The sequence below is a fragment of the Janthinobacterium sp. SUN211 genome, assembly GCF_030587315.1.
In the GTDB taxonomy this organism is placed as follows: Bacteria; Pseudomonadota; Gammaproteobacteria; order Burkholderiales; family Burkholderiaceae_D; genus Janthinobacterium; species Janthinobacterium kumbetense.
The window spans coordinates 25978-47986 of sequence record NZ_JAPWIC010000012.1; the positions used below are offsets into that span (position 1 = coordinate 25978).

20 protein-coding genes are annotated in these 22009 nt (G+C 66.4%); 6 read left to right on the top strand and 14 right to left on the bottom strand.

What is annotated here, in order from left to right; translation table 11 throughout:
* The first annotated feature begins 82 nt into the window (after nucleotides 1-82).
* Genes O3301_RS27740 through O3301_RS27755 form a run of 4 tightly spaced genes read left to right on the top strand, consistent with a single transcriptional unit; the run spans nucleotide 83 to nucleotide 3942 of the window.
* A complete protein-coding gene (locus tag O3301_RS27740) occupies nucleotides 83-1180 on the top strand; it encodes a hemin-degrading factor (RefSeq protein WP_305058124.1) in 1098 nt (365 codons plus the stop codon).
* Entirely contained in the window at nucleotides 1168-2094 is a 927-nt protein-coding gene (locus O3301_RS27745; protein WP_305058060.1) for a hemin ABC transporter substrate-binding protein, read from the top strand. The genes O3301_RS27740 and O3301_RS27745 overlap by 13 nt, the downstream gene beginning before the upstream one ends.
* On the top strand, nucleotides 2091-3143 hold the full coding sequence (locus O3301_RS27750) for an iron ABC transporter permease (RefSeq protein WP_305058061.1): 1053 nt from the start codon (nucleotides 2091-2093) through the stop codon (nucleotides 3141-3143). The genes O3301_RS27745 and O3301_RS27750 overlap by 4 nt, the downstream gene beginning before the upstream one ends.
* Before the next feature lie 10 nt (nucleotides 3144-3153).
* Nucleotides 3154-3942 (top strand): ATP-binding cassette domain-containing protein, encoded by a 789-nt coding sequence (locus O3301_RS27755; protein ID WP_305053575.1) that lies wholly within the window; start codon nucleotides 3154-3156, stop codon nucleotides 3940-3942.
* A 13-nt stretch (nucleotides 3943-3955) separates the two neighbouring features.
* On the opposite strand, the gene O3301_RS27760 is transcribed toward O3301_RS27755, so the two are convergent.
* The 6 genes from O3301_RS27760 to O3301_RS27785 form a co-directional block, all read right to left on the bottom strand.
* Complete coding sequence (locus tag O3301_RS27760; protein ID WP_305058062.1) at nucleotides 3956-4390, bottom strand: hypothetical protein; 435 nt, start codon at nucleotides 4388-4390, stop codon at nucleotides 3956-3958.
* Nucleotides 4387-5826, bottom strand: coding sequence for an efflux transporter outer membrane subunit (locus O3301_RS27765; protein WP_305058063.1), 1440 nt, complete (start codon nucleotides 5824-5826; stop codon nucleotides 4387-4389). Before O3301_RS27765 ends, O3301_RS27760 begins: the two co-directional genes overlap by 4 nt.
* Complete coding sequence (locus O3301_RS27770; RefSeq protein ID WP_305058064.1) at nucleotides 5823-6893, bottom strand: HlyD family secretion protein; 1071 nt, start codon at nucleotides 6891-6893, stop codon at nucleotides 5823-5825. The genes O3301_RS27765 and O3301_RS27770 overlap by 4 nt, the downstream gene beginning before the upstream one ends.
* 27 nt (nucleotides 6894-6920) lie before the next feature.
* Nucleotides 6921-8456 carry an MFS transporter gene (locus O3301_RS27775; protein WP_305058065.1) on the bottom strand — a complete coding sequence of 512 codons (1536 nt, stop codon included), beginning with the start codon at nucleotides 8454-8456 and terminating at the stop codon, nucleotides 6921-6923.
* Between the two features lie 110 nt (nucleotides 8457-8566).
* Nucleotides 8567-9487: a LysR family transcriptional regulator gene (locus tag O3301_RS27780; RefSeq protein ID WP_305058066.1), complete on the bottom strand. Its 921-nt coding sequence runs from the start codon at nucleotides 9485-9487 to the stop codon at nucleotides 8567-8569.
* A gap of 78 nt (nucleotides 9488-9565) precedes the next feature.
* A complete protein-coding gene (locus tag O3301_RS27785) occupies nucleotides 9566-10264 on the bottom strand; it encodes a UPF0149 family protein (protein ID WP_034785080.1) in 699 nt (232 codons plus the stop codon).
* 104 nt (nucleotides 10265-10368) lie between these two features.
* Between O3301_RS27785 and O3301_RS27790 the strand changes: the two genes are divergently transcribed.
* Nucleotides 10369-11382, top strand: coding sequence for a serine/threonine protein kinase (locus O3301_RS27790; protein ID WP_305058067.1), 1014 nt, complete (start codon nucleotides 10369-10371; stop codon nucleotides 11380-11382).
* 232 nt (nucleotides 11383-11614) lie between these two features.
* Nucleotides 11615-14062: a hypothetical protein gene (locus tag O3301_RS27795; protein WP_305058068.1), complete on the top strand. Its 2448-nt coding sequence runs from the start codon at nucleotides 11615-11617 to the stop codon at nucleotides 14060-14062.
* Nucleotides 14063-14144: 82 nt separating this feature from the next.
* Here the strand turns inward: O3301_RS27795 and O3301_RS27800 are convergent, their stop codons facing one another.
* From O3301_RS27800 to O3301_RS27835, 8 genes are all read right to left on the bottom strand, one after another.
* Nucleotides 14145-15098: a hypothetical protein gene (locus tag O3301_RS27800; RefSeq protein WP_305058069.1), complete on the bottom strand. Its 954-nt coding sequence runs from the start codon at nucleotides 15096-15098 to the stop codon at nucleotides 14145-14147.
* Nucleotides 15099-15307: 209 nt separating this feature from the next.
* A complete protein-coding gene (locus O3301_RS27805) occupies nucleotides 15308-15682 on the bottom strand; it encodes a hypothetical protein (protein ID WP_046682297.1) in 375 nt (124 codons plus the stop codon).
* 33 nt (nucleotides 15683-15715) lie between these two features.
* Nucleotides 15716-16960 carry a TerD family protein gene (locus tag O3301_RS27810; RefSeq protein ID WP_289918892.1) on the bottom strand — a complete coding sequence of 415 codons (1245 nt, stop codon included), beginning with the start codon at nucleotides 16958-16960 and terminating at the stop codon, nucleotides 15716-15718.
* The gene (locus O3301_RS27815; protein WP_289899329.1) at nucleotides 16957-17943 is read right to left on the bottom strand and encodes an HpcH/HpaI aldolase/citrate lyase family protein; all 987 of its coding nucleotides are present in this window, start codon (nucleotides 17941-17943) and stop codon (nucleotides 16957-16959) included. The genes O3301_RS27810 and O3301_RS27815 overlap by 4 nt, the downstream gene beginning before the upstream one ends.
* Nucleotides 17936-19036: a cysteine protease StiP family protein gene (locus O3301_RS27820; RefSeq protein WP_305058070.1), complete on the bottom strand. Its 1101-nt coding sequence runs from the start codon at nucleotides 19034-19036 to the stop codon at nucleotides 17936-17938. The genes O3301_RS27815 and O3301_RS27820 overlap by 8 nt, the downstream gene beginning before the upstream one ends.
* Nucleotides 19033-19785, bottom strand: coding sequence for an HAD family hydrolase (locus tag O3301_RS27825; protein ID WP_099664997.1), 753 nt, complete (start codon nucleotides 19783-19785; stop codon nucleotides 19033-19035). Before O3301_RS27825 ends, O3301_RS27820 begins: the two co-directional genes overlap by 4 nt.
* Nucleotides 19763-20920 carry a phosphoribosyltransferase domain-containing protein gene (locus tag O3301_RS27830; protein WP_289912193.1) on the bottom strand — a complete coding sequence of 386 codons (1158 nt, stop codon included), beginning with the start codon at nucleotides 20918-20920 and terminating at the stop codon, nucleotides 19763-19765. The genes O3301_RS27825 and O3301_RS27830 overlap by 23 nt, the downstream gene beginning before the upstream one ends.
* A complete protein-coding gene (locus tag O3301_RS27835) occupies nucleotides 20917-21954 on the bottom strand; it encodes an ATP-grasp domain-containing protein (RefSeq protein ID WP_305058071.1) in 1038 nt (345 codons plus the stop codon). Before O3301_RS27835 ends, O3301_RS27830 begins: the two co-directional genes overlap by 4 nt.
* Nucleotides 21955-22009 lie beyond the last annotated feature (55 nt).

The following is a 22009-nucleotide window of genomic DNA, read 5'->3' on the forward strand; positions in this document are numbered from 1 at the left end:
TATAATTAACTTCAAGATTCCCCCACCACCAGCCAGCCCATGCCAGCCAGTGTTCGCCTTGAAAGGAGACACCGTGACGAGCATGCCCCCTATTTGCAACACCGAGCTGGTCGCCAGCGAATTTGCCCGCCTGCGCCGCGAGAAAAAAGCCCGCCACCGCGACATCGCCGAGGAACTGGCCATTTCCGAAGGCGAGTTGATCGCCGCGCATGCCGGCTTGTCGCCGGCCGATGGCGCCTTGCTGGGCGCCGAGCGCCTGCAGGCCGACTGGCCCGCCATCATCGCCGCGCTGGAACCGCTGGGCGAAGTCATGGCGCTGACGCGCAACGCTTCGTGCGTGCATGAAAAGACGGGTGTCTATCGAAAAGCCAGTCACAACAACCACGTGGGCCTGGTGCTCGGTGGCGACATCGACTTGCGCGTGTTTTACCGCCAGTGGGCGCATGGCTTTGCCGTGCGCGAGGTGAGCGAAAAAGGGGGCGGGAAGGAAGTGCAGCGCAGCCTGCAATTTTTCGATGCTGCCGGCCATGCCGTGCACAAGATTTTCATGAAGCCGCAAAGCGACCTGGCCGCCTACGACGCGCTGGTCGCGCATTTTGCCGACGCGGACCAGGCGGCAGGCATCGCCGTGACGGCGCCGGCTGCACCGCCGGCCGAACTGCCCGACGCGCAGATCGACGTGGCCGGCTTTCGCGCCGCCTGGGCCGATTTGCGCGACACGCATGAATTTTTCACCCTGCTGAAAAAATATTCGGTCTCGCGCCTGCAAGGCCTGCGCCTGGCCGAGGCGCGCTTCGTGCAGCAGCTCGACAAATCCTGCGTGCTCGACCTGCTCAACAGCGCCGCCCTCGAAAAAGTCGCCATCATGGCCTTCGTCGGCAATGCGGGCATGATCCAGATCCATTCGGGGCCCGTGCACAAGATCGCCGTGATGGGGCCGTGGATCAATGTCCTCGATGCGCGCTTCAACCTGCATTTGCGCGAAGACCATATCGCCAGCGCCTGGGTGGTCAAAAAGCCCACGGTCGACGGGCTGGTGACGTCGGTGGAACTGTTCGACGCCAAGGGCGACACCATCGTCATGTTCTTCGGCGAACGCAAGCCGGGCGTGCATGAACTGTGCGAATGGCGCAACGTCGTCGAGCGCGTGCTGCAGGAGGGCGAACTATGCGCCGCATGATCGCCGCCAGCGTGGCGCGCCGCATCGCGCTGAAAAAAATGGGGGCGGGAGCCCTGGCTCTGGCCGCGCCGATGCAGGTGCTGGCGGCCGTCAGCGACGCCGGCAAGCCGCTTGTCAAGGCGCGGCGTATCGTCAGCGTGGGCGGCGCCCTGACGGAAATCGTCTACGCGCTCGAGGCGCAGGGCGAACTGGTGGGCGTCGATACCACTTCGCTGTATCCGGCCGTGGCGCAGCAGTTGCCGCAGGTCGGTTATGCGCGCACCTTGTCGGCCGAGGGCGTGCTGTCGCTGGCGCCCACGCAGCTGATCGCCACCGAGGAGGCGGGGCCGCAAACGGTGCTGCGCCAGGTGCGCGACGCGGGCGTGCCGGTGGCGGTACTGAACGCGAATAACAGATTCGAAGGCTTGCTCGAACGGGTAAAACAGGTGGGCCAGATCACGGGACGCGCCGACCCCGCCGCGCGCCTGGCGCAAGCCTTGCAACAGCAGTGGGACGGCGCCCTGGGCAAGGTGCGCCAGCGCAGTCATGCCCCGGTGCGCGTGCTGTTCATCCTCGCCCATGCGCCGAACCAGGTGATGGTGGGCGGGCGCGAGACGGGCGCCGACGCCATGCTGGCGTATGCGGGCGCCGTCAACGTGATGGGCGGGCAGGGCGGATTTGCCGGCTACAAGCCGCTCACGCCGGAAGCCGTGATCGCCGCGCGGCCCGACCTGGTGCTCGTCACGGACCAGGGCTTGAAGGCCTCGGGTGGCGTGGACGGCATCTTGAAACTGCCAGGGCTGGCGCAGACGCCGGCCGGGCGCAAGCACCGCATCGTCTCGCTGGAAGCCATGCTGCTGCTGGGCTTTGGCCCGCGCATGCCGCAGGCGCTGGCCGAACTCGATGCAGCGTTTGCCAAAGCCATGGCCGCATGAACGTGGCCTCCCTGGCCTCCGTCGCTCCCTGGCGCTGGCCGCGCTGGGGCGCTGGCGGGCTGCTGGTCGCCGCACTGGCGTGCGGCTTGCTCATCGCCGTGCAGGCGGGCGCCGTGCCGGTGGCGCTGGCCGACTGGCTCGCGCCCTTGCAGGCTGGCGATGAGGCGCTGTCCGGCGGCGCGTATGTACTGTGGCATATCCGCCTGCCGCGGGCCCTGTTTGCCATACTGATCGGCGCCGCGCTGGCGCTGGCCGGCGGCTTGACGCAAGGGCTGTTCCGCAATCCGCTGGCCGATCCGGGCCTGCTGGGCGTGAGCAGCGGCGCCGCCTGCGCGGGCGCGGCCACCATCGTCTTTGCCGCCAGCCTGCACGTGGGGCCCGAGCTGCGCGTGTGGCTGCTGCCGGCCGCCGCGTTTGCCGGCGCCATGCTCATTTGCGTGCTGCTCGACCGGGTCGCCCGCTGGGCCACGCCCGGCTCCATCGTCGGCCTGCTGCTGACGGGCGTGGCGCTGAACGCCATCACGGTGGCCGTCATGGGCCTGTGCATCTACCTGGCCAGCGACGACCAATTGCGCACCCTGACTTTCTGGACATTGGGATCGCTGTCGGCCGGCAGCTGGCGCCAGGTAGCGGCCTTGCTGGTGGTGCTGGCCGGCGCGCTGTGGGCCACGCACTTCCTGATGCGCTCATTGAATGCGCTGGCGCTGGGCGAGGCGCAGGCGCTGCACGTGGGCATCGACGTGGGCCGGCTGCGCACGCAGGTGATCGTGCTGGTGGCCGTGCTGACGGGTTTTGCCGTCGCCTGGTGCGGCGGCATCGGCTTCATCGGCCTGATCGCGCCGCACCTGGTGCGCACCTGGCTGGGCGCTGACCAGCGCAAGGTATTGCCGCTGGCGATGCTGATGGGGGGCTTGCTGCTGCTGTTGGCCGACACCCTGGCGCGCACGGTGGCCATTCCGGCGGAAGTCCCCGTCGGCATTTTCACGGCCTTGCTGGGCGGGCCATTTTTCCTGATGCTGTTGCGGCGCTTCCGCCACGGCACCGCCTGAAAGGATGCGCATGACGCCCCTGCTGGAACTCTCCTTCGCCACCACGCAACTGGGCCAGCAGTATTTCGGCCCCTTCAATCTGCAGGTAGCGCCGGGCGAGCGCATCGCCATCCTCGGCCCCAGCGGCGCGGGCAAGTCGACCCTGCTCAAACTGATGGCGCGCGAACTGCCTCCGCAGGCGGGCCAGGTGGCGTTCGCGGGCCGGCCGCTGGCGCAGTGGCCGCTGGCCGAACTGGCCCGGCGCCGCGCCGTCCTGCCGCAAGGCTCGAACGTGGCCTTCGGACTGCAGTGCGAGCTGGTGATCGGCCTGGGGCGGGTGGCGCGCCTGGTCGACCCGCAATTGGAACAGATCGTGCAGGACGCGGCCGCCCTGGCGCACGCCGCGCATTTGCTGGGCCGCCGCCTGGACACCCTGTCCGGCGGCGAACAGGCGCGGGTACAGCTGGCGCGCATCTTCGCGCAGATGTGGGACGTACACGATGGCTTGATACTCGTCGACGAACCACTGGCGGCGCTCGATCCCGGCCTGCAGTTCGATTTGCTCGACAGCCTGCAGCAGTTTTGCGCCGCGCGCGGCCACGCCGTCGTCGCTATCCTGCACGACATCAATCACGCCTTGCTGGGCTTCGAGCGCCTGCTGCTGGTGCGTTCGGGCCAGCTGGTCGCCGACATCGCCAGCGATGCCGGCGCCGTGCCCGCCCTGGCGGCGCTGTACGGCATTGCCCTGACGACGGCGACCAGCAGCGATGGCGACGTGTGCGTCATCCCTGCCAGAAGCGCCGTGCGCAGGGCCGCCTGACCGACTCACTCACTCACCACACGTCCGCCGTGCGCGGCCGCGCCATCTGGCCGCTGCCCAGCAGCCACACCATCAGCGCATCGGCCTGTTCGCGCGTGGCCGCCACCTCCTGCAGGATGCCGAATGCCTTCATGGCGCCGGCCGCCATCGCCTGCAGGCGCGCGCGCTGTTGCGCGTCCGCCTCGACCGACACCAGGCCCCGGCACAGGGCGGCCAGCTCTGCCTTGTTGTGCTTGAGCCACAGGCCGCGCCGCTTGCGGTCGATGTGCGCTTCATCGCCGCGTTCCTCTTCGAACAGCATGACGAACGGTTCGCCATGGCGCAGCAGGGCGTCCATGTCGTTTTCCCACAGCGGGGCATAGCCGGTGACGGCCGTTTCGGGGCGAAAGCGCACGACGGGAAAATCGCTGACGTCGTGGATGGAGAAATGTGCGGGATTCGGTTTCATGGCGTGCTTCCTTGCGAGGTGGTTGAAAATGCCTGCCAGCCGCCGCCCAGCGCCTTGTAGACCTGGACCAGCGACAGCGAAGCGGTGGCGCGGCTGTCGACCAGCGCCGCTTCGTTGTTCAACAGCGTGTTTTGCACATGCAGCACGTTGATCAGGTCCGTGCCGCCCTGGCGGTACTGCAGTTCCGCGCTGCCCAGCGCACGGCGTCCCTGCTTGACGGCTTCATCGAGGCTGGCCTGGCGGCGGGCGTTGGCCTGGTAGCCAGATAGCGCGTCTTCCACCTCGTGCCAGGCGGCCAGCACCGTCTGGCGGTAGGCGATGGCCGCTTCCTGCTGCTGCGCTTCGCGCAATTGCAGGTTGCCGCGCAGGCGGCCGCCATCGAACAGGGGTACGCTGAAGCCGGGGCCGAAGGCGAAGCGCTTGGCGTCCCAGCCGATGTCGGACAGCTGCATCGCCTGCAGGCCGACGCTGCCCGACAGCGTGATGCGCGGATAAAAGTCGCCTTGCGCGACGCCGATGGCGGCCGTGGCCGCGTGCAGCTGCGCTTCGGCGCGGCGGATGTCGGGACGCCGCTCGGCCAGGCTGCTCGGCACGCCCAGCTGCACCTGCAGGGCCACGCCCGGAATGTCCTTGCCCGCCGCCAGTTCCGCCTGCAAGGCTTGCGGCGGCAGCGCCAGCAAGAGAGCGAGGGCATTGCCCAGGCGCGCTTCGCGCTGCTGCAGCGGCGGCAGGCGCGCTTCGATGGTGGCCACGTGGGCTGCCGCCTCGGCCTCGTCGAGTTGCGTCGCCGCGCCTTCGCGCAGGCGGATGCGCGTCAGGTCCAGGGTATGGCGGGCGATATCGAGCAGTTGCTGCGTGATGGCCAGGGTCTGCTGCGCGCCGCGCAACTCGATGTAGTCGCGCGCCGTCTCGGCCAGCACGGCCAGCAGCACGCCGCGCTGCGTTTCCACGGCCATGTCGACGCGCGCGTCGGCCGCTTCCACTTCGCGCCGCACGCGGCCCCACAAGTCCAGCTCCCAGGCCGCATCGAGATTGCCTTGCCACAGGCTGTAGGCGAACTGGCCGTTGTGGCGCGACGGGTCGCTCAAGCCTTGTTCGCTGTTGCGCGCGCGGCCATAGCTGCCATTCGCGCCCAGGGACGGGCCTTGCGCGGCGCCGGCCACACCGCGCGCGGCGCGGCTCTGTTCCAGTCGGCTGCCTGCCGCCAGCACGTCGAGGTTGGCGCCGGCGGCGCGCTGCAGCAGGGAAGACAGGGTGGCGTCGCCAAAGCTGTCCCACCAGCGCTGTTCGATGGTGCCATCCAGGCTGGCGGCGAAACGGGCATCTTCCGCCTGGCGCCATTGCTGTCCCAGCTCGTGGTGCGGGCGCTGGAAGTCGCTGCCGACGCTGCCGCAGCCAGCCAGGCCCAGGGCCGTGAAGAGTATCAGTGCTTTCATCGCGCGCTCACCTGTTGCAGCTGTGGACGGCGCATGGCTGTATCGATGCGCACTTCGGCCGACATGCCCACGCGCAGGCGGGCATCGCCATCCTGGCCGGGATCGAGCGCGATCCTGACGGGGATGCGCTGCACCACCTTGGTGAAGTTGCCGGTGGCGTTTTCCGGCGCGATGGCGGCGAACGTGACGCCCGTGGCGGGCGCGATGCTGTGCACCGTGCCATGCAGGAGCATGCCCGGATAGGCGTCGACGGCGATGCTGGCGCGCTGGCCCTGGCGCACGTGGGTCAGCTGGGTTTCCTGCAGGTTGGCGACGACGAAACTGCGGTTCAATGGCACCACGGCCATCAGGCTGGCGCCAGGAGCCACCAGGGCGCCGACGCGCACGGCGCGGCGTCCGACGATGCCGTCGATGGGGGCGCGCAGCTGCGTATGCGACAGATCAAGTTCGGCCCGTTGCAGGCTGGCGCGGGCGCGCAGCAGGGCCGCTTCGGCCGCGCCTTGCTGCGCCTGCAGAATGTCCGTCTGCTTGCGGGTGGAGACGAGGGCGGCGCGGTTTTGCGCCAGGCGCGCGCGGCTCACGTCGAAGCGCGATTGCGCCTGCTGGGCATTCTGCACGCTGCCCGCGCCCTGGCCGGCCAGGTGCTGCGAGCGGGCCAGCTCCTGCTGCGCCAGTTTGTCTTCCGCCTGGTTGGCGTCGACCAGGGTCGTGGCTTGCTCGATCACCGATTGCTGGCGTTGCAGGGTGGCGCGGGCATAGTCCAGCTGCGCTTCGGCGCCGGCGACTTCGGCGCGGGCCGAGGAGGCGGCGGCCTGGTAGTCGCGGTCGTCGATGCGCGCCAGCAGCTGACCCGCCTTGACAGTCTGGTTGTCTTCCACCAGCACTTCCCGCACGATGCCGCCCACCTTGGGGGAGAGCACGGTGTAGTCGGCGCTGACGAAGGCGTCGTCGGTGGCTTGTTCGTCGCCACGGGCGAACAGCAGTTGCCAGGCGCAAAAGGCGAGGGCGCAGGCCAGCAAGGCCAGGCCGAGAAGAAATGCGCGCGAGCGCAGTATGGGTGTTTGCATGGTGAAGCTCTTTCGTAAAAATGGAAATCAGGCTGCGCGCGGCGGATAGACGCGCGTCGGCAGGATGGGAATGATCAGGATCATGGCCAGCGCGATGGCGGCCACGGTGAGGTACAGGTCGGACGAGGTCAGGGTGACGACTTGCGCATGCATGCGCTGCGCAATTCCCGCCATGTCCACGCCGGCTGGCAGGTTGCCCAGGCGTTCGCTGAGCACCGTCGAATGAAAATGGTTGCGGCGCGTGATCAGCGCATCGAGCACGCCGGTGGCGACGACGGCCGACATGCCCTTGATGGTGTTGAACCAGGCGGAGGCGAAAGGGCCATCCTGCGGCGCCAGGCCCGTGGTGGCCAGCAGCAGCAAGGGAATCACTGCCATCGGTTGCGCAAAGATCTGCACCGCTTGCAGCAGGTAGAAATGCGTGCGGATCCAGTCCGGCGACATGCGCGCGCCGAGCACGCAGGACAGGGCCAGCAGGGCCAGGCCGATGGCCAGCACCCAGCGGCAGTCGACGGCGCGGATATTGCACAGGGCGGCCACCAGCGGCAGGGCGATCAATTGCGGCAGCGCCACCATCAGCATCACGGGCGCCGTTTGCAGCGGACGGTAAGCGTGCACCTGCGCCAGGTAGGACGAGGGAATCAGGATCACGGCCAGCAGCACGAACAGCACGCCGCCCAGGGTCAGCAGGGCGTGGCTCAGGTTGCGCCGCGACAGCAGCTGCAGCTTGAAAAACGGCAGCGGATGCGACCATTCGTTGATGAAGAACAAGACGAGCAGCAGCAGGCCGCCGCCCAGCAGCACGCAGATCAGCGGCGAGGCGAACCACGCGAGGCGCTCGCCCTGCAGCAATCCCACCACCAGCATGTTGATGGCGGGCAAGCCCAGCAGCAAGCCGCGCCAGTCGAACTGGCGCAAGCGTTCCAGGCGCAGCGGGTCTTGCGGCAAGCCCCAGGACACCATCAGCAGGGCGACGATGCTGCCCGGGACGATTTGCCAGAACGCCCATTGCCAGCCCAGGTATTCCGTCCAGAAGGCGGCCAGCGGCGTGCCCAGGCTGGGACCGAAGGTGGCGCTCAGCGCGTAGCCGCCCAGGCCATACAGCTTGATGTTGGGCGGCAGGAAGCGCAGCGCCACCGTCATCAGCATGGGCGGCAGGGCGCCGCCGGCCGCGCCCTGCACCACGCGCAGGAACATCAATACGGACAGGTTCGGCGCGAACGGGCAGAGCACGCCGGCGGCCATGCAGACGAGGATGGCGGCGGCCGTCAGGCGCCGCAGCGAAAAGGTGACGGAGCACCACGGCGCGAACGCCATGGCCGACACCGAGGCGGCCGCATACAGGGCGACGAGCCAGCTGGCGTCGTCGCGCGCGATGCCCATGGCGCCGCGGATGTCGGCCAGCGCGACCTTGGTGATGTTTTCATTCAGGCCGGACACCAGTACGGCCAGCAGCACGCCGGCCAGGCCCGTGGCCAGGCGCAGGCCAAAAACGGGCGGCGCGGGCGGTGTTGGGGGAGGCGGCGCCGTCGGGACGGCGCCGGGTAGCAGTACAGCGGACACAGGGAACTCCGTGGATGAGAATCAGTCCACGCAGTATAGGTAGCCGTTAATCTTGTGAAAATTGATAATTAATGAAGTCTGAATTGCGTCTGACGCAATGATTCAGATATTCAGATGCCCGGCGGCGCGCTGCCGCACAGCTCCTTGATCATGCGGCGCAGCCAGCGGTGCGCATGGTCGTGGTCGAGGCGCGGGTGCCAGGCCTGGAAGACTTCCACGCTGTCGACGGGGATGGGCAGCTGGAAGGTGCGCAGCCTCAAGCCCAGGCGCTCGACGATGGCCAGCAGGGGCGTGGGCATCAGCGGCAGCAGCAGGCGCGAATCGGCCACGGCGAAGATGGCGGACTGGAAGTTGGGGCTGATCAGCGACACCCGGCGCGTGTAGCCCCGCTCCGCCAGGGCCGTGTCGAAGGGGCCGCGCGCCAGGCCGCGCCGCGAGACGCTGATATGTTCGTATTCGGTAAAGCTGTCCAGGTTGACGGGGCCGTCGAAGATCGGGTGGTCGCTGCGGGCGATGCCGACAAAGCCGGTGGTAAACAGCTGCTGCAGCTTGATGTCGGGTGCAAAGGCGCGCCGCGCGCTGATGTACAGGTCGACGCGGCCCGCGTGCAAGGCGTCGTTTTCCGTGGCGCCATCGCCTTCGGGCACGAAGCGCAGCACCGTGTGCGGCGCATGGCTGGCCAGCAGGTCGCGCAGCTTGCCGCCGTAGGCGCCGACAAACACGTCGTTGGCGCACAGGCTGAAGGTGCGTTCCAGGGTGCGCAAGTCCACTTCGCGGCCGGACGTGAAGATGGCGTGCGCCTGCTCCACCACGCCGCGCACCTGTTCGCGCAATTCCAGCGCGCGCGGGGTGGGCGCCAGGCCGCGCCCGGAGCGCACGAAGACGGGGTCGCCGATGGCGTCGCGGATGCGCGCCAGGGTGCGGCTCATGGCCGGCGCGCTCAAATTCATGCGCCGCGCGGCAGCCACGGCGCTGCCTTCTTCGAGCAGGATATCGAGGGCGATGAGCAGGTTCAGGTCGGGGAGTTTCATGCGGCGATTATAGCCCGGGGGCCAACGTCGGCGCTGCGCCGGCAGGACGCCGGCGCATCAGGGGATGCTACTGCGGGATTACTCGGCTGCCGGCTCGGCGCCGCAGCATTTCTTGAACTTCTTGCCGCTGCCGCAAGGGCAGTCGTCGTTGCGGCCCACTTTCGGCTCTTCGCGCTTCATGGTTTGCACGGGGGCCTTGCGGCGGGGTACCCAGAAACGGTGGATGGCCGGCAGGTTCGCTTCCAGTTCCTGCGCCAGCTTGTGCGCCTTGACCGGGTCTTCCACCAGTTTCAGCTCTTCTTCCTTGATTTCGTCGGCGCCCAGCAGGTAGATCGGCTGCATCAGCTCGGCCACTTCGGAATCCCAGATCTCGTTCCACGAGCCAGGACGCAGTTCCATGCCGTCCCAGAAGCCCCAGCACCAGGCTTCGGCATCGATCAGGGTCTGGCCTTCGTAGTCGTGTTCGACGAACAGGGCTTCGAACTCCTTCGGCGCCACTTCAAACGTCACCAGCACTTCGTTCATGAAGCGCATGATCAGGTTGACGATGCGCTCTTCTTCCTTGCTGTTCTTGAATTTCGGCGCATCTTCGGCATCTTCGCCCCACACGCGCGGCAACCATTCGGCCGGCATGATCGGTTCCGGGCCGATGGCGACGGCAGTCAGATAGCCGTGCAGCATATCCATGGTCATCGCGTCTTCGGAGCAGCGCTCCGACAACAGGAATTGGTCTAATTCATCGAATTCTTTTTCTGATAATGGCTGTTCGAGTTGCATGGCTTGCTCTTTGTATTGAATATAAGCCGCCAGTATACGCCTTGCGGCGCTTCATCACCGAAGTGTTTGCACCGGCGGCCCGCGCGCGCCTTACAATGTCGCTTATGCACAATGAAAACCAGCCGCACGAGGACGACCGGCCCGTCCATCCTTTTTCCGCCCTGAGCCCCGATTGCGTGCTCGACGCCCTCGACAGCGTGGGCTTGCGCGGCGATGGCCGTCTGCTGGCGCTGAACAGCTATGAAAACCGCGTCTACCAGGTCGGCATCGAAGACAGTGCCCCCCTGGTGGCCAAGTTTTACCGCCCCGCGCGCTGGAGCGATACGGCCATCCTGGAGGAGCACGCGTTCGTGTCCGAGCTGGTCGAGCGCGAAATCCAGGTAGTGCCGGCGCTGGAAATCAACGGCAGCACCCTGCACCAGTACCAGGGTTTCCGCTTTGCCGTCTTCCCCCGCCACGGCGGCCGCGCACCCGAGCTGGGCGACCCGGCGACCCTGGAATGGATAGGGCGCTTCATCGGCCGCATCCACGCCGTCGGCGCGCTGTCCACCTACAAGGAGCGGCCGGCGCTCGACCACCAGACGTTCGGCGTCGAGCCGCGCGAATTCTTGCTGGAAGGTAATTTCTTGCCGCCCGAATTACTGGCCGCGTATTCCAGCGTGGCGCAGCAGGCGCTCGACGGCGTCAAGCGCTGCTATGACCGCGCGGGCGACGTGGCCGTGCTGCGCACGCATGGCGATTGCCATGGCGGCAACGTGCTGTGGACGGATGCCGGCCCCCATTTCGTCGATTTCGACGACAGCCGCATGGGCCCGGCCATCCAGGACCTGTGGATGATGCTGTCGGGCGAGCGGGGCGACCAGGTGCGCCAGATGAGCGACATCCTGGCCGGTTACGAGGATTTTTGCGATTTCGACCCGCGCCAGCTGTACCTGGTCGAAGCGCTGCGCACCCTGCGCCTGATCCATTATTCCGCCTGGCTGGCGCGCCGCTGGGACGATCCCGCCTTTCCCGTCGCCTTCCCGTGGTTTAACACGCAGCGCTACTGGCAGGACCGCATCCTCGAGTTGCGCGAACAGGTGGCCTTGATGGATGAGGCGCCATTGTGGCCTGTTTAAGCGCGCGATAAAACGCCCATGGCGGCGTTGCATTGCCTGGGCGTACTATTCGTACTGCCTTCGGCAATGCGCCTTGCCCTGAGCATTTTCTCGGACGCTTAAATCCCTGGCAACTCCTGAAAAGAGCGGTAAAACAGGCTCTTCTTGCCGCGCTGATTTGTGCATGCCTGTTCGATAATGGTGGTAATAAATTCCCATAAGCAACGGAATTCACCCGAATAAGCGAGAAATCATGCAAGCACAGCAAAATCAGCGCCAGGCCGCCTCCCTCACCGTCGCGTATTCCGCCGACGACGAGTTCGACCAGGACAGCATGGTCTCGCTGCATGATTTCAAGGACCTGGAGCGCAAGACCGAGGCGCCCGTGCCTGCTGCTCCAGTCGCCGCTGAGCTCCCTGCGCCCCAGCCGCCAGCCGAACCGGCAGCGGAAACCGACGCCAAGGCGCCTGCCGCCGAACGCCAGAAAATGGAATTGAAAGCCATCCACGAGGCGATTGCCCGCGTGGAAGCGGAAGCGAAGGCCACCTGCGCCGCCGAAAGCCGCGCGCTGGCCGAGGCGCGCGTGCGCTCGCTGGCCGAGGACCGCGCCGCCATCGACGCCGCCGCCGCCGCTGCCGCACAGCAAAATGCACAGGCCGCCGAAGAGGCGATTGCCGCCAACCGCGAACGTCTCGATACCATGCGCGCCGCCGCGCAAGCCAGCGTGGCCCGCCTGGAAGCCGTCAAGCAGGAAACGGCCGAATTGCGCGCCCGCGTGGAATCCGACAATGAAATCCGCCTGGCCGCCGAACAGCGTGCGCGCGCCGAACAGGAAAGCCGCTTGCGCGCCAGCGAGCAGGTGGCCGTGCAGTCGGAACTGGCTGAACAGGCCGCCCGCGCCGCTGAAGAATTGCAAGTACAGACGGAGCAGGCGCGCCTGCAAGCCGTCGAGCGCGTCGCCGCCGTGCAGGCGGCCAAGGAAGAAATGGTGGGCATCGCCTCGGCCGACGCCAGAGTCGCCGTGCTGGCCCGCGAGCGCGAACGCCATGCGCACGGTGCGCGCCAGACGGCGCAGATGCTGGCCGAAGCGGAAAGCGAAGCGCTGGACTTGACGGTGCAGCGCGAGCGCGCCGACCAGATCGCGCTGGAATCGGCCTTCAACCGTGCCGCCGCCGAAGTGCGCGCCCTGGAAGAAGCGCGCGCGCTGGCGCACCTGGAGCAGGAACGCGAAGCCATCGCGCTTGCGCAGGCGGAATCGGAACGCCACGCGGCGCAATCCCTGCGTTTGCGCCTGCAGACGGAAAAGGAATTGCGCGACGCGGCCATCCACCGCGAGCGCCTGGAAATGGTCGCCGTGGCCAGCGCGCAGGCGCGCCGTGATGCCGACGTGCGCATCCTGGCCGCCACCGAGGCGCGCATCGAGGTGGACCGCCAGCTGCGCGCCGTGGCGCTGGCCCGCGTCACCGCCGAACAGGATGCGGAAATCGCCGGCCACGCCAAGCTGGAGGCGGAAACGGCCGCACTGGAACAGACCAAGGCACGCGAAGCGGCCGAGCAGGCAGCTGCCGTCGCGGCGGCCCGCGAACTGGAAGAACAGCAGCGCGCCGCCAGCCTGGCGCATGAGCGGGCCGAACTGGCGCGCCAGGCGGCGGAACTGGCCGCCAGCCAGAACGACGCCGAGCAGGCCGAGGTCGATGCTGGAAAAGCAACTTTAGCCGCGCAGGAACAGGCAGCGCAACTGGCGCAGGAAAAAGCCTTGCAGGCCGAGCAGCTGCTGCAGGCGGAACAGGAACGCCTGGCCGCCGAACAAGCCGCCATCGCGGCCTTGAAAGAAAAACTGGAAGCGGAAGCGCTGGCGTGCAACGCGGCGCAGGAACGCATCGCCGCCGAAGGCGCGCAGGCGGAACTGCTGCGCGGCCAACATGCGGCCGAACAGTCCTTGCAGGAAGCGGCGCAGAAGGAAGCCGACGCGATCCGCATCCTGATGGACCAGGCGCTGGTCGAAGGCGAGCAGAAAGCCGCCGCCGCGCAAGCCGTGCAGGCGCAGGCGCGCCTGGCCGTGGAATTGGGGCAGGTGCACAGCGAGCGCGCCCGCGTGGAAGAAGACAAGGCGCAAGCCGCCGAAGCGCTGCTGGCGTCCGAGCGCGATTTCGTCGCGGCCGAACGCGAGTCGCTGGCGCTGATTGCGCAAAAACTGGTGCAGCAGCGCCAGACCAGCAGCGCCGAAGAGCGTGCCTCGCAAGCGATTGCCGGCCGCCTGGAAGCGGAAAAGCAGGCGACGGCGGCAGCCGACGCGCGCGCCGTGCTGGAACAGCAGGCGCTGGACGCCATGCGCCAGCGCGAGCAGCTGGAACTGGCCGCACAGCAGGCCGCCAGCGAGAAGCTTGCCGCGCAGCAAGCCTTGCTGGCCAGTGCCCAGGCCCACGCCGCCCTGCAGCGCAAGGCAGCCGAGACGACGCGCGCGATGGCCGAGGCCAAGCAGCAATTGCTGGAGATGGAAACGGCGCGCGCGCAGCAGCAGGAGCGCGAACTGGCCGCCCTGCGCGCCAGCCTGGAGCAGCCGCAAAGCGCGTTTTCCAGCTCCTTGAGCGCCGCCCGCGCGAAAGCCGAACAAGTCAGCTCGGCCAGCTTGACGCGCGAAGTGATCGAGCGCCTGACGCAGCCGAATGAATCCGCAGGCGCCGTCTGGCGCTCACGTTGAAGGCCTGAAAACCCGATAACACCCGGGGTCGGACCTTAAGGTCCGACCCCAGTCCCAGGTTTGGGTTACGTCTGCATCTCGCTCAAAACTTCCGTCCCACCCCCACCAGCAGCACATCCGCATCGCGGTGATAATCGGTGATGACCCGGTTCCACGCCACTTGCGCCACCCAGCGGCGGTCGACGTGGTAGCGGGCCGCGGCCGACAGCAAGCCTGTCAGGCGCGTGCCGTGGCCCTGGGTGTCGCGCCCGTCCCACGCCACGTAGGGGCCGCCGCCCATGCCGAATTCCACCTTTTCATTGAGCGAGCGGATCAGCCACAGCTGGGCGGCCACGCCGCGCCGGTGCGCCAGGTCGGTGTTGCCTTCATCGAGGGCGGTGACGGTCCAGTCCACGTATTTTCCCGCCGCGCGCCGGTATTCCAGCGTGAAGGGGCGCGAGGACTCGGAGCGCAGGCTGTTGACGATGGTGTGGCCCGTCGCCAAGGTCAAGGTGTCGTCGTACGCCCAGTTCTGCAAGTGCAGCTTGGCGCCCGGCACGCCGTCATAGCGGTAGCCGGCGCCGATCAGCAGGTGCGTGGTGTTGTCCTTGCCGTCCGGCTTGATGCGGTTGAGCTGCGCTTGCGCATACCAGCGGTTGTCGAATTGCCAGCGCGCCTGCAGGCTGACGATGGAGCCCCAGCCGTGGTCATTGTCGAAGTTATGCAGGCCGTCGTCGGTCCTGGCCGTGTCGAAGAAGAAGTAGCGGCCCACGCCGGCGCCCAGCATCAGGCCTTGCTCCACTTTTTTCGTGCGCAGCCAGGCCTGGCCCGCCATGCCGTCGCGGTGATGGTCTTGCGGATGGCCCTCGTTGATGTAGGACAGGCTGACGGCATTGTAGTTGCCCACGGGCTGTGTGTAGCTGACGGCGGCCACAAAGGTGCGCTCACTGGTCGAGCTGACTTTCAGGGCGCCGGCCATGCCGGACAAGTCCTGTGCCCGGACGGACAGGGGGGGCGAGGCGGCCAGCAGCGCCAGGGCGATGAATGGTATGCGCATGACGTTTCCAGTGACGGGTGAATACACGCTAACGATCGGCTGGCGGAGCGACATGCGATGGCACAAGAATCTTGCACATTGACTACATTTGTAAACTGTTCAGCCAGAACTCGTCACAAGTGTACAAGAAAGTGAGAATGTGTGAGGCGCCGGCCTGGAAGGGCTGGCCGGCGCAGGATTGCTGGACTTGCGGGCGTATTGCTGTCTTATTACTGGCTCAATACGACTTTATCGGCAAAATATTCCGTCTCGCCGAAGCATTGCGTGGGCACGCCCTTGTGCTGGCTGTAGGTGACGAGGATGCGCTTGCCGGCGGCGGCCGTCAATTGCTTCGCCACTTCTTCATCGCGCACGCTGAACTGGAATTTTTCCGGGATGGTGCCCGGCAGCGCCGTCAGCAGCAATTCACCTTCCCATGTCTTGCAGATCCAGCCCCGCTTGGAGAACTTTTGCAGGTAGCCCGCCCGTTCGCCTTCCGAGTACGAGAAGCTGAGGGCCATCCACGTGTAGGCTGCCAGCAGCAGGAAGCCGGCCACGAGGAAGATGGCGAAGGCGAAGGTGACTTTTTTGGTCGTTGGGGTCATGTTGGGAGGTGAATTGTTTAATTGGAGAAAGAATTAATCTTTCCGTCCGGCTTTCCAGTTGAGACCAAAGTTGTAGCGCTCGTCCATCGCCTGGTGCGCCGTGATTTTACCTTGGCCGCCGAAGTATTCCACCAATTTTGTCACCTGCAGGTTGCCGCCGTGGTTTTCCAGCATGGCGATGGCGCACATGGCGTGCTGGCTGTCGCTGTCGAGGCGCACTTCCACGGTCGGCTGGCCGGGAATTTCGATCGTCACGACGCCATCCGTGGCGGCCCAGTTCGGCACACCTTCGTAGATGAAGGCGTAGACCAGCACGCGCTTGATCTGGTCGAAATGGGTGCCGTTGATGAAGATGTTTTCGCCGCTGCTGACGCTGCCCGTGCGGTCGTCGCCTTCCAGGTGGATGTACGGCGGACGGTCATATGCGCCCCAGCTGTTGCCCAGCGCCTGCACGGCGCTCTTGGCGCCGCCGCTCATTTCGAACAGGCAGCCAATGTCGAGGTCGATGCCGCCCGCACGGCCAGCCGGCTTGTTGAACAGCTTGCCGAGGAAGCCCGTGTCCAGTTTCGAGGCGGGCGCCTGGCCTTGCGACGCGTTTTGGTTCCAGTTCAGGTTGACGCGGATGCGGCCATAGCCGCCGCTGTCGCGCTTGTCGAGCGAAATCTTGTCGCCGCGCTTTTCCAGGCGGATCTTCGACAGCGAGATTTTATTCGCCGCCGGCGGGGCTGCCGGCGTGGGCACGGGAACGGGAGCCGGTGCCGGGGACGATTGCGCCGCCTCGCTGCCGCCGAAGTGCTTCAGCAGCGCCGCCAGGCCGCCCGCGAAACCCTGGCCCACGGCGCCGAAGCGCCAGCTGCCGTCGCGGCGATACAGTTCGCCGATGATGACGGCTTTTTCGTCCTGGAAGTCATTGCCCGTGAAGGCAAACGTGGCCGCCTGGCCCAGCGCCATGCTGGAATTGCCCAGCGCGCGCATGCTGCCCTGTTCCGTCGCCGCCGTGAAGACCAGCTTGTCGATCGAGGCAGGCAGGCGGGAAAGGTCCACCTGGAAGGTGGAGCGGGGGCCGTTCAAGTCCACCGTGATGGCGTTGTCCGGCGCGCTTTTCTGGTTGAAGAACACCATGTAGCGGTCGTCCGACAGCTTGCCGGCCGCATCGACGCCGAAGCAGCTGACGTCCACTTCCATCGAACCCGATACGATATCGAGCGTGACGGCAAACGGGCCATTCAAGCCCAGGTCAGCCAGTTTGCCTTTTTGTCCGCGTGTGAAATTGGTCATGGTCGTGCAATCCCTTCGTCGCTTGAGAGTTGAGTCAATGAGGTAGTCGGTGCGTGCGCCGGCGCCGTGTCGGCCGCGTGGCGGATGCCGAACAGGCGCGCCTGCTCGATGATGCGCTGCGCCCAGCTGCTGTGCGTGGCCACTTCGCACATCGATTCCTGCATGCGGAACACGGCCGGGCTGTCCGGATCGATGATGCGCAGCGCCAGTTCGATGTCCGACTGCGCCACCTGGTAGTGGCGTTCGATCTGCGGCACCTGGTCCGGATGGATGGCCGTCTTGGCGATCATGCCGTGCGCCATGTCCTGCGCCACTTCTGCATCCAGCCAGCTGCCTTGCGACAGGTGCTCGAAGACGGGCGCCGTCAGCTGGAAGCCGTGCGGCTTGAAGATGGTCACCAGGCGGCCGATGACCTGTCCCAGCGGGGTTGAATAGATGGTGCCGCTGGTAGGGCGGCGCAAGCCCAGCAGGGCCAGCAGATCGTTGCCGCCGATGCGCAAGGCCAGGATGCGGCGGCGCACTTCCGGCGCGGACAGGAGGAGGCGGAACTGCTTCATTTCCTCGTCGTCGAACACTTCAGCCGTTTCTAGGGTCGGCATCAGCAAATGGTGCGTGTGGCGCACCAGCTCGAAATACGCGGCGAAGTTGTGGCGTGTGGACTTGGGCAGCACGAAGCCGCTCAATTTGTCGGCGCCGGGCATGGACAGCACGCGCGCCAGCACTTCGAGATTACGCACGCGCACGAAGCGCAAGGTGTCCGATTCGGCGCCCATGTTTTGCAGCGCCAGCGACAAATTGAACAGCGCGTAACTGAGGTCGCGTTCGGCGATGGCGTCTTCGGTGCAAAGTATGACCGAACGCAAATGGCTGAATTTGTCGCCATTGGCGATCGCCAGCAAATCCTTGTGCGTGGTCGGCACATACATGGAGGCGCCCAGCGCCGCCTTATGCTCGCTTTGCGGGTGTAGGGAGTTGTTATCCATCGACTGCGCTCCTGATAAGGGCGACTGCCTGGTAAGGCAGCGCCGGTTCTACTGTGACGGGTATGGCTTTTTCCTGCGCAAGAAGCAGCAAATGTGCCACGTCCGGCGCATTCGTGTCGCGCACGATCAGGCGCTCGGGCACGCGGCGCAGCAGCACGCGGGTCGCCTCGCCGATGCCTGGCTTGATCAGGTTGATGTCGCTGATGCCGTACTCTTGCTGTGCCGCGGCCATGTAGGCTTGCGAGCGGGCCGCCATGGCTGGCGCATCGCTCGCTTCGGCCAGCGGGATGCCGCTGCTGGCGGCAATCGCCATGGCGTCGGCCACGAGGCCGTCGGCGAAGGCGCGCGACTGGTCGTGCTGTTCGAACTGCGCGTAATACACGCAGCCGTGGAAGTCGTCCGGGCCGATGGCTTCATTCAACACGGAGCGGCTGACCAGGCCCGAGACGGTGGCATTCAAAATGCTTGACGGGATCAGGTAGTCGCCCGACGAGGCGGCGCAGGCGGCCGTGCCGGCCAGGTCGGACAGCACGAACAGGCCGCCGTCGATCTCCGTGCCATGCGTGGCGTTGAAGTCGTTGACGGTCTGGCGCAGTTCGCGCGAAATCACGCCCTTGCCCGTCCAGCCATCGACGAAGACGAGGGATTCAGCGCCATGGCCGTGCGCCAGGATGTGCTGCAAGGCGTTCGCATCGATGCCGCGGTCGCGGATGATGGAGACGGAATAATGCTGGCACTCGCGCTGGAACACCTGGCGCAGCAAATGGCCCAGGATGACGCCCACGGGCGTGCCGGCGCGCGCCAGCGACACCAGCGTGACGGGCCCCGTGCGGCGCGCCGCGATCAGGGCCGCCAGGCGCAGGCAGTCGCGCGCCATCTGCAGGCGGTTGGCCGCGAACGCGCTCTGGAACAGGGCCAGGTAGGCGGGCGAGGGCAGGGATTCCGGCGACAGCATTTCGCTGTAGTGGCGCTGGCCCGACTGGATCAGCCGCTCTTTTTCGGCCAGGTCGAGGATGGGTTCGAGCGCCATCGGCGTGAGCAAAAACTCCACGTCTTCCTGCCGGTAGCTGCCGCTGAAATGCTGCCTGGTCATAGTGCCGCCACCGTAAGTGCCGCCAGCTGGGTGCCGTTGGGGATGATGGCGTAGTCGCAGGCGGCCATGAAGCGGGCGTCCGAACGGCTGTCGCCCATGCCGAAGCTGACGATGGGGCCGTGTTCGGCTTCCAGCTCCGCGCGCAGGTAAGCCACGGCGCGCGCCTTGTTCAGGGTCTTCGGCAGCACGGCCAGGTTGTTGCCGTTGCGGTGGATGAAGTAGTCGCTGCCTTCCGTGGCGATCCACTGCTGCAGCACCTGCTCCTCGATGTCGGCCAGGCGCTCGCCGCGCGCTTCATGGTCCTTGACGACGATATAGAACGGCGTGTTGTAGTCCTCGATCAGGCGCGCGCGAGAGGGCATGCCCGTTTTGGCCTGGAAATCGTCGATGATGCGCATGGCGTCCCGCAGGCCGGGCAAGGCCGTCTGCATGTCGTCCTGCATCAGGGACAGCCAGCCCGCGTCGAGCGCGCCGCCCGGCTGCAGCACGATGCCGCCGTAATCGAGCACGCTGTAACTGGTAAACGGAAGGTCGACCCGGCGGAAGGCGTCGCCATTTCTCGCCGTGGCGGGAATCAGGGTCATGCCGCTTTGCGCAAAGTCAAAGAAGGCGCGCTGGCGCGCCGTCGTAAACGAGCAGGCGTCGCCATTTTTCAGGTAGGCGGCTGGCTGAAGGTCGGTCTCGCCGGGGCATTTTTTCGGGGTCTGGAACAGTGTGTCGTCCAGATCAACAAACAGGAATTTCTTCAATTTTGGTCTCTGACTGAAAGTGGAACAGGCGGCCATTGAGCTGGCCGGCGAGTTGCATGAGGGCCGGGCTGGCCGGGGTTTCATGGCAGATGAAAACGTGCTGGTACTGGCCAGGAGCCACGTTGTACAGGTAATTGGCGATGCCTTCGCCGTAATTGTCGTCGCAGCGGACGATGTGGCCGACGGAACCCCACGACAGGATGGGGGAGCGCGTGGTCGATTGCACCACCACGTTCTTACCCAGGCTTTCCAATTCGCGCGCCAGCAGGAACGACGGATGCATGAATTCGCCCGTGCCCAGCACCAGCACGGAGTCACCGGCGCCGATTTCCTGCGCCAACTGTACCGCCAAGCCTTGCGGCGGATTCAAGGCGCGTCCCACGCCGATGCGGCCGAAGGCGGGGCTGGCGCCCCGTTCCGCATTCGCCTCGAAGCGCTGCGCGCTGGCCGCCACGGGTGCCGGCGCATCGCCGGCCTGGAAGGCGTACTGGCCGGACAAGGCTGCGCCTATGCTGGTGGGCAGGCCGAAACGCTCACTCAAGCCCGCGTTGGCTGCCTGGCCCATGAAATTGGTGATCACGCCCAGGTGCAGCTTTTCCAGCTGCGGATAGCGCGCGCGGCACACTTGCACCAGGTTGGCGAAGGTGTTGCCGGTCGACGCTTCATCGTCGATCAGCACCAGGCTGCGCGCGGTGGAAAACAGGGCGCTGGCCGCGTCCGACAAATGCAGGAACTGGCGCGGCGCGTGGCTGTGCGATTCCTCGAATTCGAAGAAAGGCACGCTGCCCACGCGGTAGCGCGAGCTGTGCAAGAACAGGGCCTTGCCATTCGGATTGGCGCGCAGCCACGCCTCGAACACGCCCTGGCCCAGGCCGACGGCCGTTTCCGCCATGGCGATGAAGACGACGGGACCGGGCAGGCTGGGGGGAATCTGCGCGGCCAGGTCGTCGTGGATGGTTTGCATGGCGCGCGGCGTGACGGGCCAGTGCTTGCCCAGCACCTTGGACAGGAACAAAAAGCCCCGCTTGGCGTTGGCGCGCGCGGCAAAGCCGATCAGCCAATCCAGCGGAAAGCGCGCCTCGTCCACTTTCAAGGTCAGTTCGCCCGTGGGCATCTGCTGCTTGACGAGGTTCATGGCAGCTCCACGGCGTAGGCGGCTTCGCCCACGCGCATGCCTTCCTGGATGGCGGGCACGGTGAGCTTGTCGAAACCCTGGTCGAAACCGGCCAGCGCCAGGTAGGGCAGGTTGGGACCGGCCGCGCACGCCATGCCGATGCCGCCCGACATGCGCGGGTTGATCTCCAACAAGGCCAGGCCATTCGCGCCCTCGCGGAACTGGATGTTGAAGACGCCATTCAGGCGGTAGTCGCGCGCCAGTTTGTCGCAGGCCGCCAGCAAGTCGGCGCGCAGCTCGATCAGCTGGCCGCTGCCGCCCCCGTGCAGCTTCTTGCGCGGCACGGCGCAAATGAGCTTGCCCTGGTCGGCGACGCAGTCGGCGCTGTATTCGTGGCCATCGAGGTATTCCATCAGCAGCAGGGTCTTGAACGATGCCATCTGCGCCAGGCCGTTGCGCAGCTCTTGCGCATTGATCTGGTAGGCGGCGCCGGCCAGCAACAGCTGGGCGCTGGTGCGCTCTTCATCAAGGATGGCAAAGCCCAGGGCATACACGGATTCGGACGGCTTGATGCACAGCTTGCGATGCAGCGGGCGCAGTTCGGCACAGGCGGCGTCGTATTCGGCGATGTTTGTGACGGCGCGGTAGTCGGCAGGGCGCGCCATGGGCAGATCGAGGCCGTCGCAGAAGCGCGCCTTGTCATGCATCAGGGTCAAGGTCTCTTCGCTGGCCACGCTGAGCACGCGCGTGCCGATGGCGGCGAAGCGCGCGCTGGCGCTGCCGATCAGGCCTGCTTCCTTGCCGGGCCAGAAAATCGTGATACCCCGGTCGCGGCAAAATTCCAGGCACCACTCGACATAATCGAGACCCGTGAGGCCGGACGGTTCGACCGCGTATTCGTGGGCCGCCAGGAAGGCGGCCGCGTGCGCGTTCGTATTGCTGCATACGAGGTGATAGCGGGGCGCACCGTTTGTCGCGGCCATATCGGCCTCGCGGATCAGGCGCATGGCCGTGCCGACGGAGGAAAATGTTTTGTTGAACCAGACTCTTTGCATGTACGGGGACCGGGTGGAAATAGGGAAGCCGCGCGCAGGTGCGCGCGCGGGGATT

Excerpts from the sequence above, each read along its gene's own strand:
- O3301_RS27740 (WP_305058124.1), top strand. The coding sequence starts at position 83 with ATGCCCCCTATTTGCAACACCGAGCTGGTCGCCAGCGAATTTGCCCGC.
- O3301_RS27745 (WP_305058060.1), top strand. The coding sequence starts at position 1,168 with ATGCGCCGCATGATCGCCGCCAGCGTGGCGCGCCGCATCGCGCTGAAA.
- O3301_RS27750 (WP_305058061.1), top strand. The coding sequence starts at position 2,091 with ATGAACGTGGCCTCCCTGGCCTCCGTCGCTCCCTGGCGCTGGCCGCGC.
- O3301_RS27755 (WP_305053575.1), top strand. The coding sequence starts at position 3,154 with ATGACGCCCCTGCTGGAACTCTCCTTCGCCACCACGCAACTGGGCCAG.
- O3301_RS27760 (WP_305058062.1), bottom strand. The coding sequence starts at position 4,390 with ATGAAACCGAATCCCGCACATTTCTCCATCCACGACGTCAGCGATTTT.
- O3301_RS27765 (WP_305058063.1), bottom strand. The coding sequence starts at position 5,826 with ATGAAAGCACTGATACTCTTCACGGCCCTGGGCCTGGCTGGCTGCGGC.
- O3301_RS27770 (WP_305058064.1), bottom strand. The coding sequence starts at position 6,893 with ATGCAAACACCCATACTGCGCTCGCGCGCATTTCTTCTCGGCCTGGCC.
- O3301_RS27780 (WP_305058066.1), bottom strand. The coding sequence starts at position 9,487 with ATGAAACTCCCCGACCTGAACCTGCTCATCGCCCTCGATATCCTGCTC.
- O3301_RS27785 (WP_034785080.1), bottom strand. The coding sequence starts at position 10,264 with ATGCAACTCGAACAGCCATTATCAGAAAAAGAATTCGATGAATTAGAC.
- O3301_RS27790 (WP_305058067.1), top strand. The coding sequence starts at position 10,369 with ATGCACAATGAAAACCAGCCGCACGAGGACGACCGGCCCGTCCATCCT.
- O3301_RS27795 (WP_305058068.1), top strand. The coding sequence starts at position 11,615 with ATGCAAGCACAGCAAAATCAGCGCCAGGCCGCCTCCCTCACCGTCGCG.
- O3301_RS27800 (WP_305058069.1), bottom strand. The coding sequence starts at position 15,098 with ATGCGCATACCATTCATCGCCCTGGCGCTGCTGGCCGCCTCGCCCCCC.
- O3301_RS27805 (WP_046682297.1), bottom strand. The coding sequence starts at position 15,682 with ATGACCCCAACGACCAAAAAAGTCACCTTCGCCTTCGCCATCTTCCTC.
- O3301_RS27810 (WP_289918892.1), bottom strand. The coding sequence starts at position 16,960 with ATGACCAATTTCACACGCGGACAAAAAGGCAAACTGGCTGACCTGGGC.
- O3301_RS27815 (WP_289899329.1), bottom strand. The coding sequence starts at position 17,943 with ATGGATAACAACTCCCTACACCCGCAAAGCGAGCATAAGGCGGCGCTG.
- O3301_RS27820 (WP_305058070.1), bottom strand. The coding sequence starts at position 19,036 with ATGACCAGGCAGCATTTCAGCGGCAGCTACCGGCAGGAAGACGTGGAG.
- O3301_RS27830 (WP_289912193.1), bottom strand. The coding sequence starts at position 20,920 with ATGAACCTCGTCAAGCAGCAGATGCCCACGGGCGAACTGACCTTGAAA.
- O3301_RS27835 (WP_305058071.1), bottom strand. The coding sequence starts at position 21,954 with ATGCAAAGAGTCTGGTTCAACAAAACATTTTCCTCCGTCGGCACGGCC.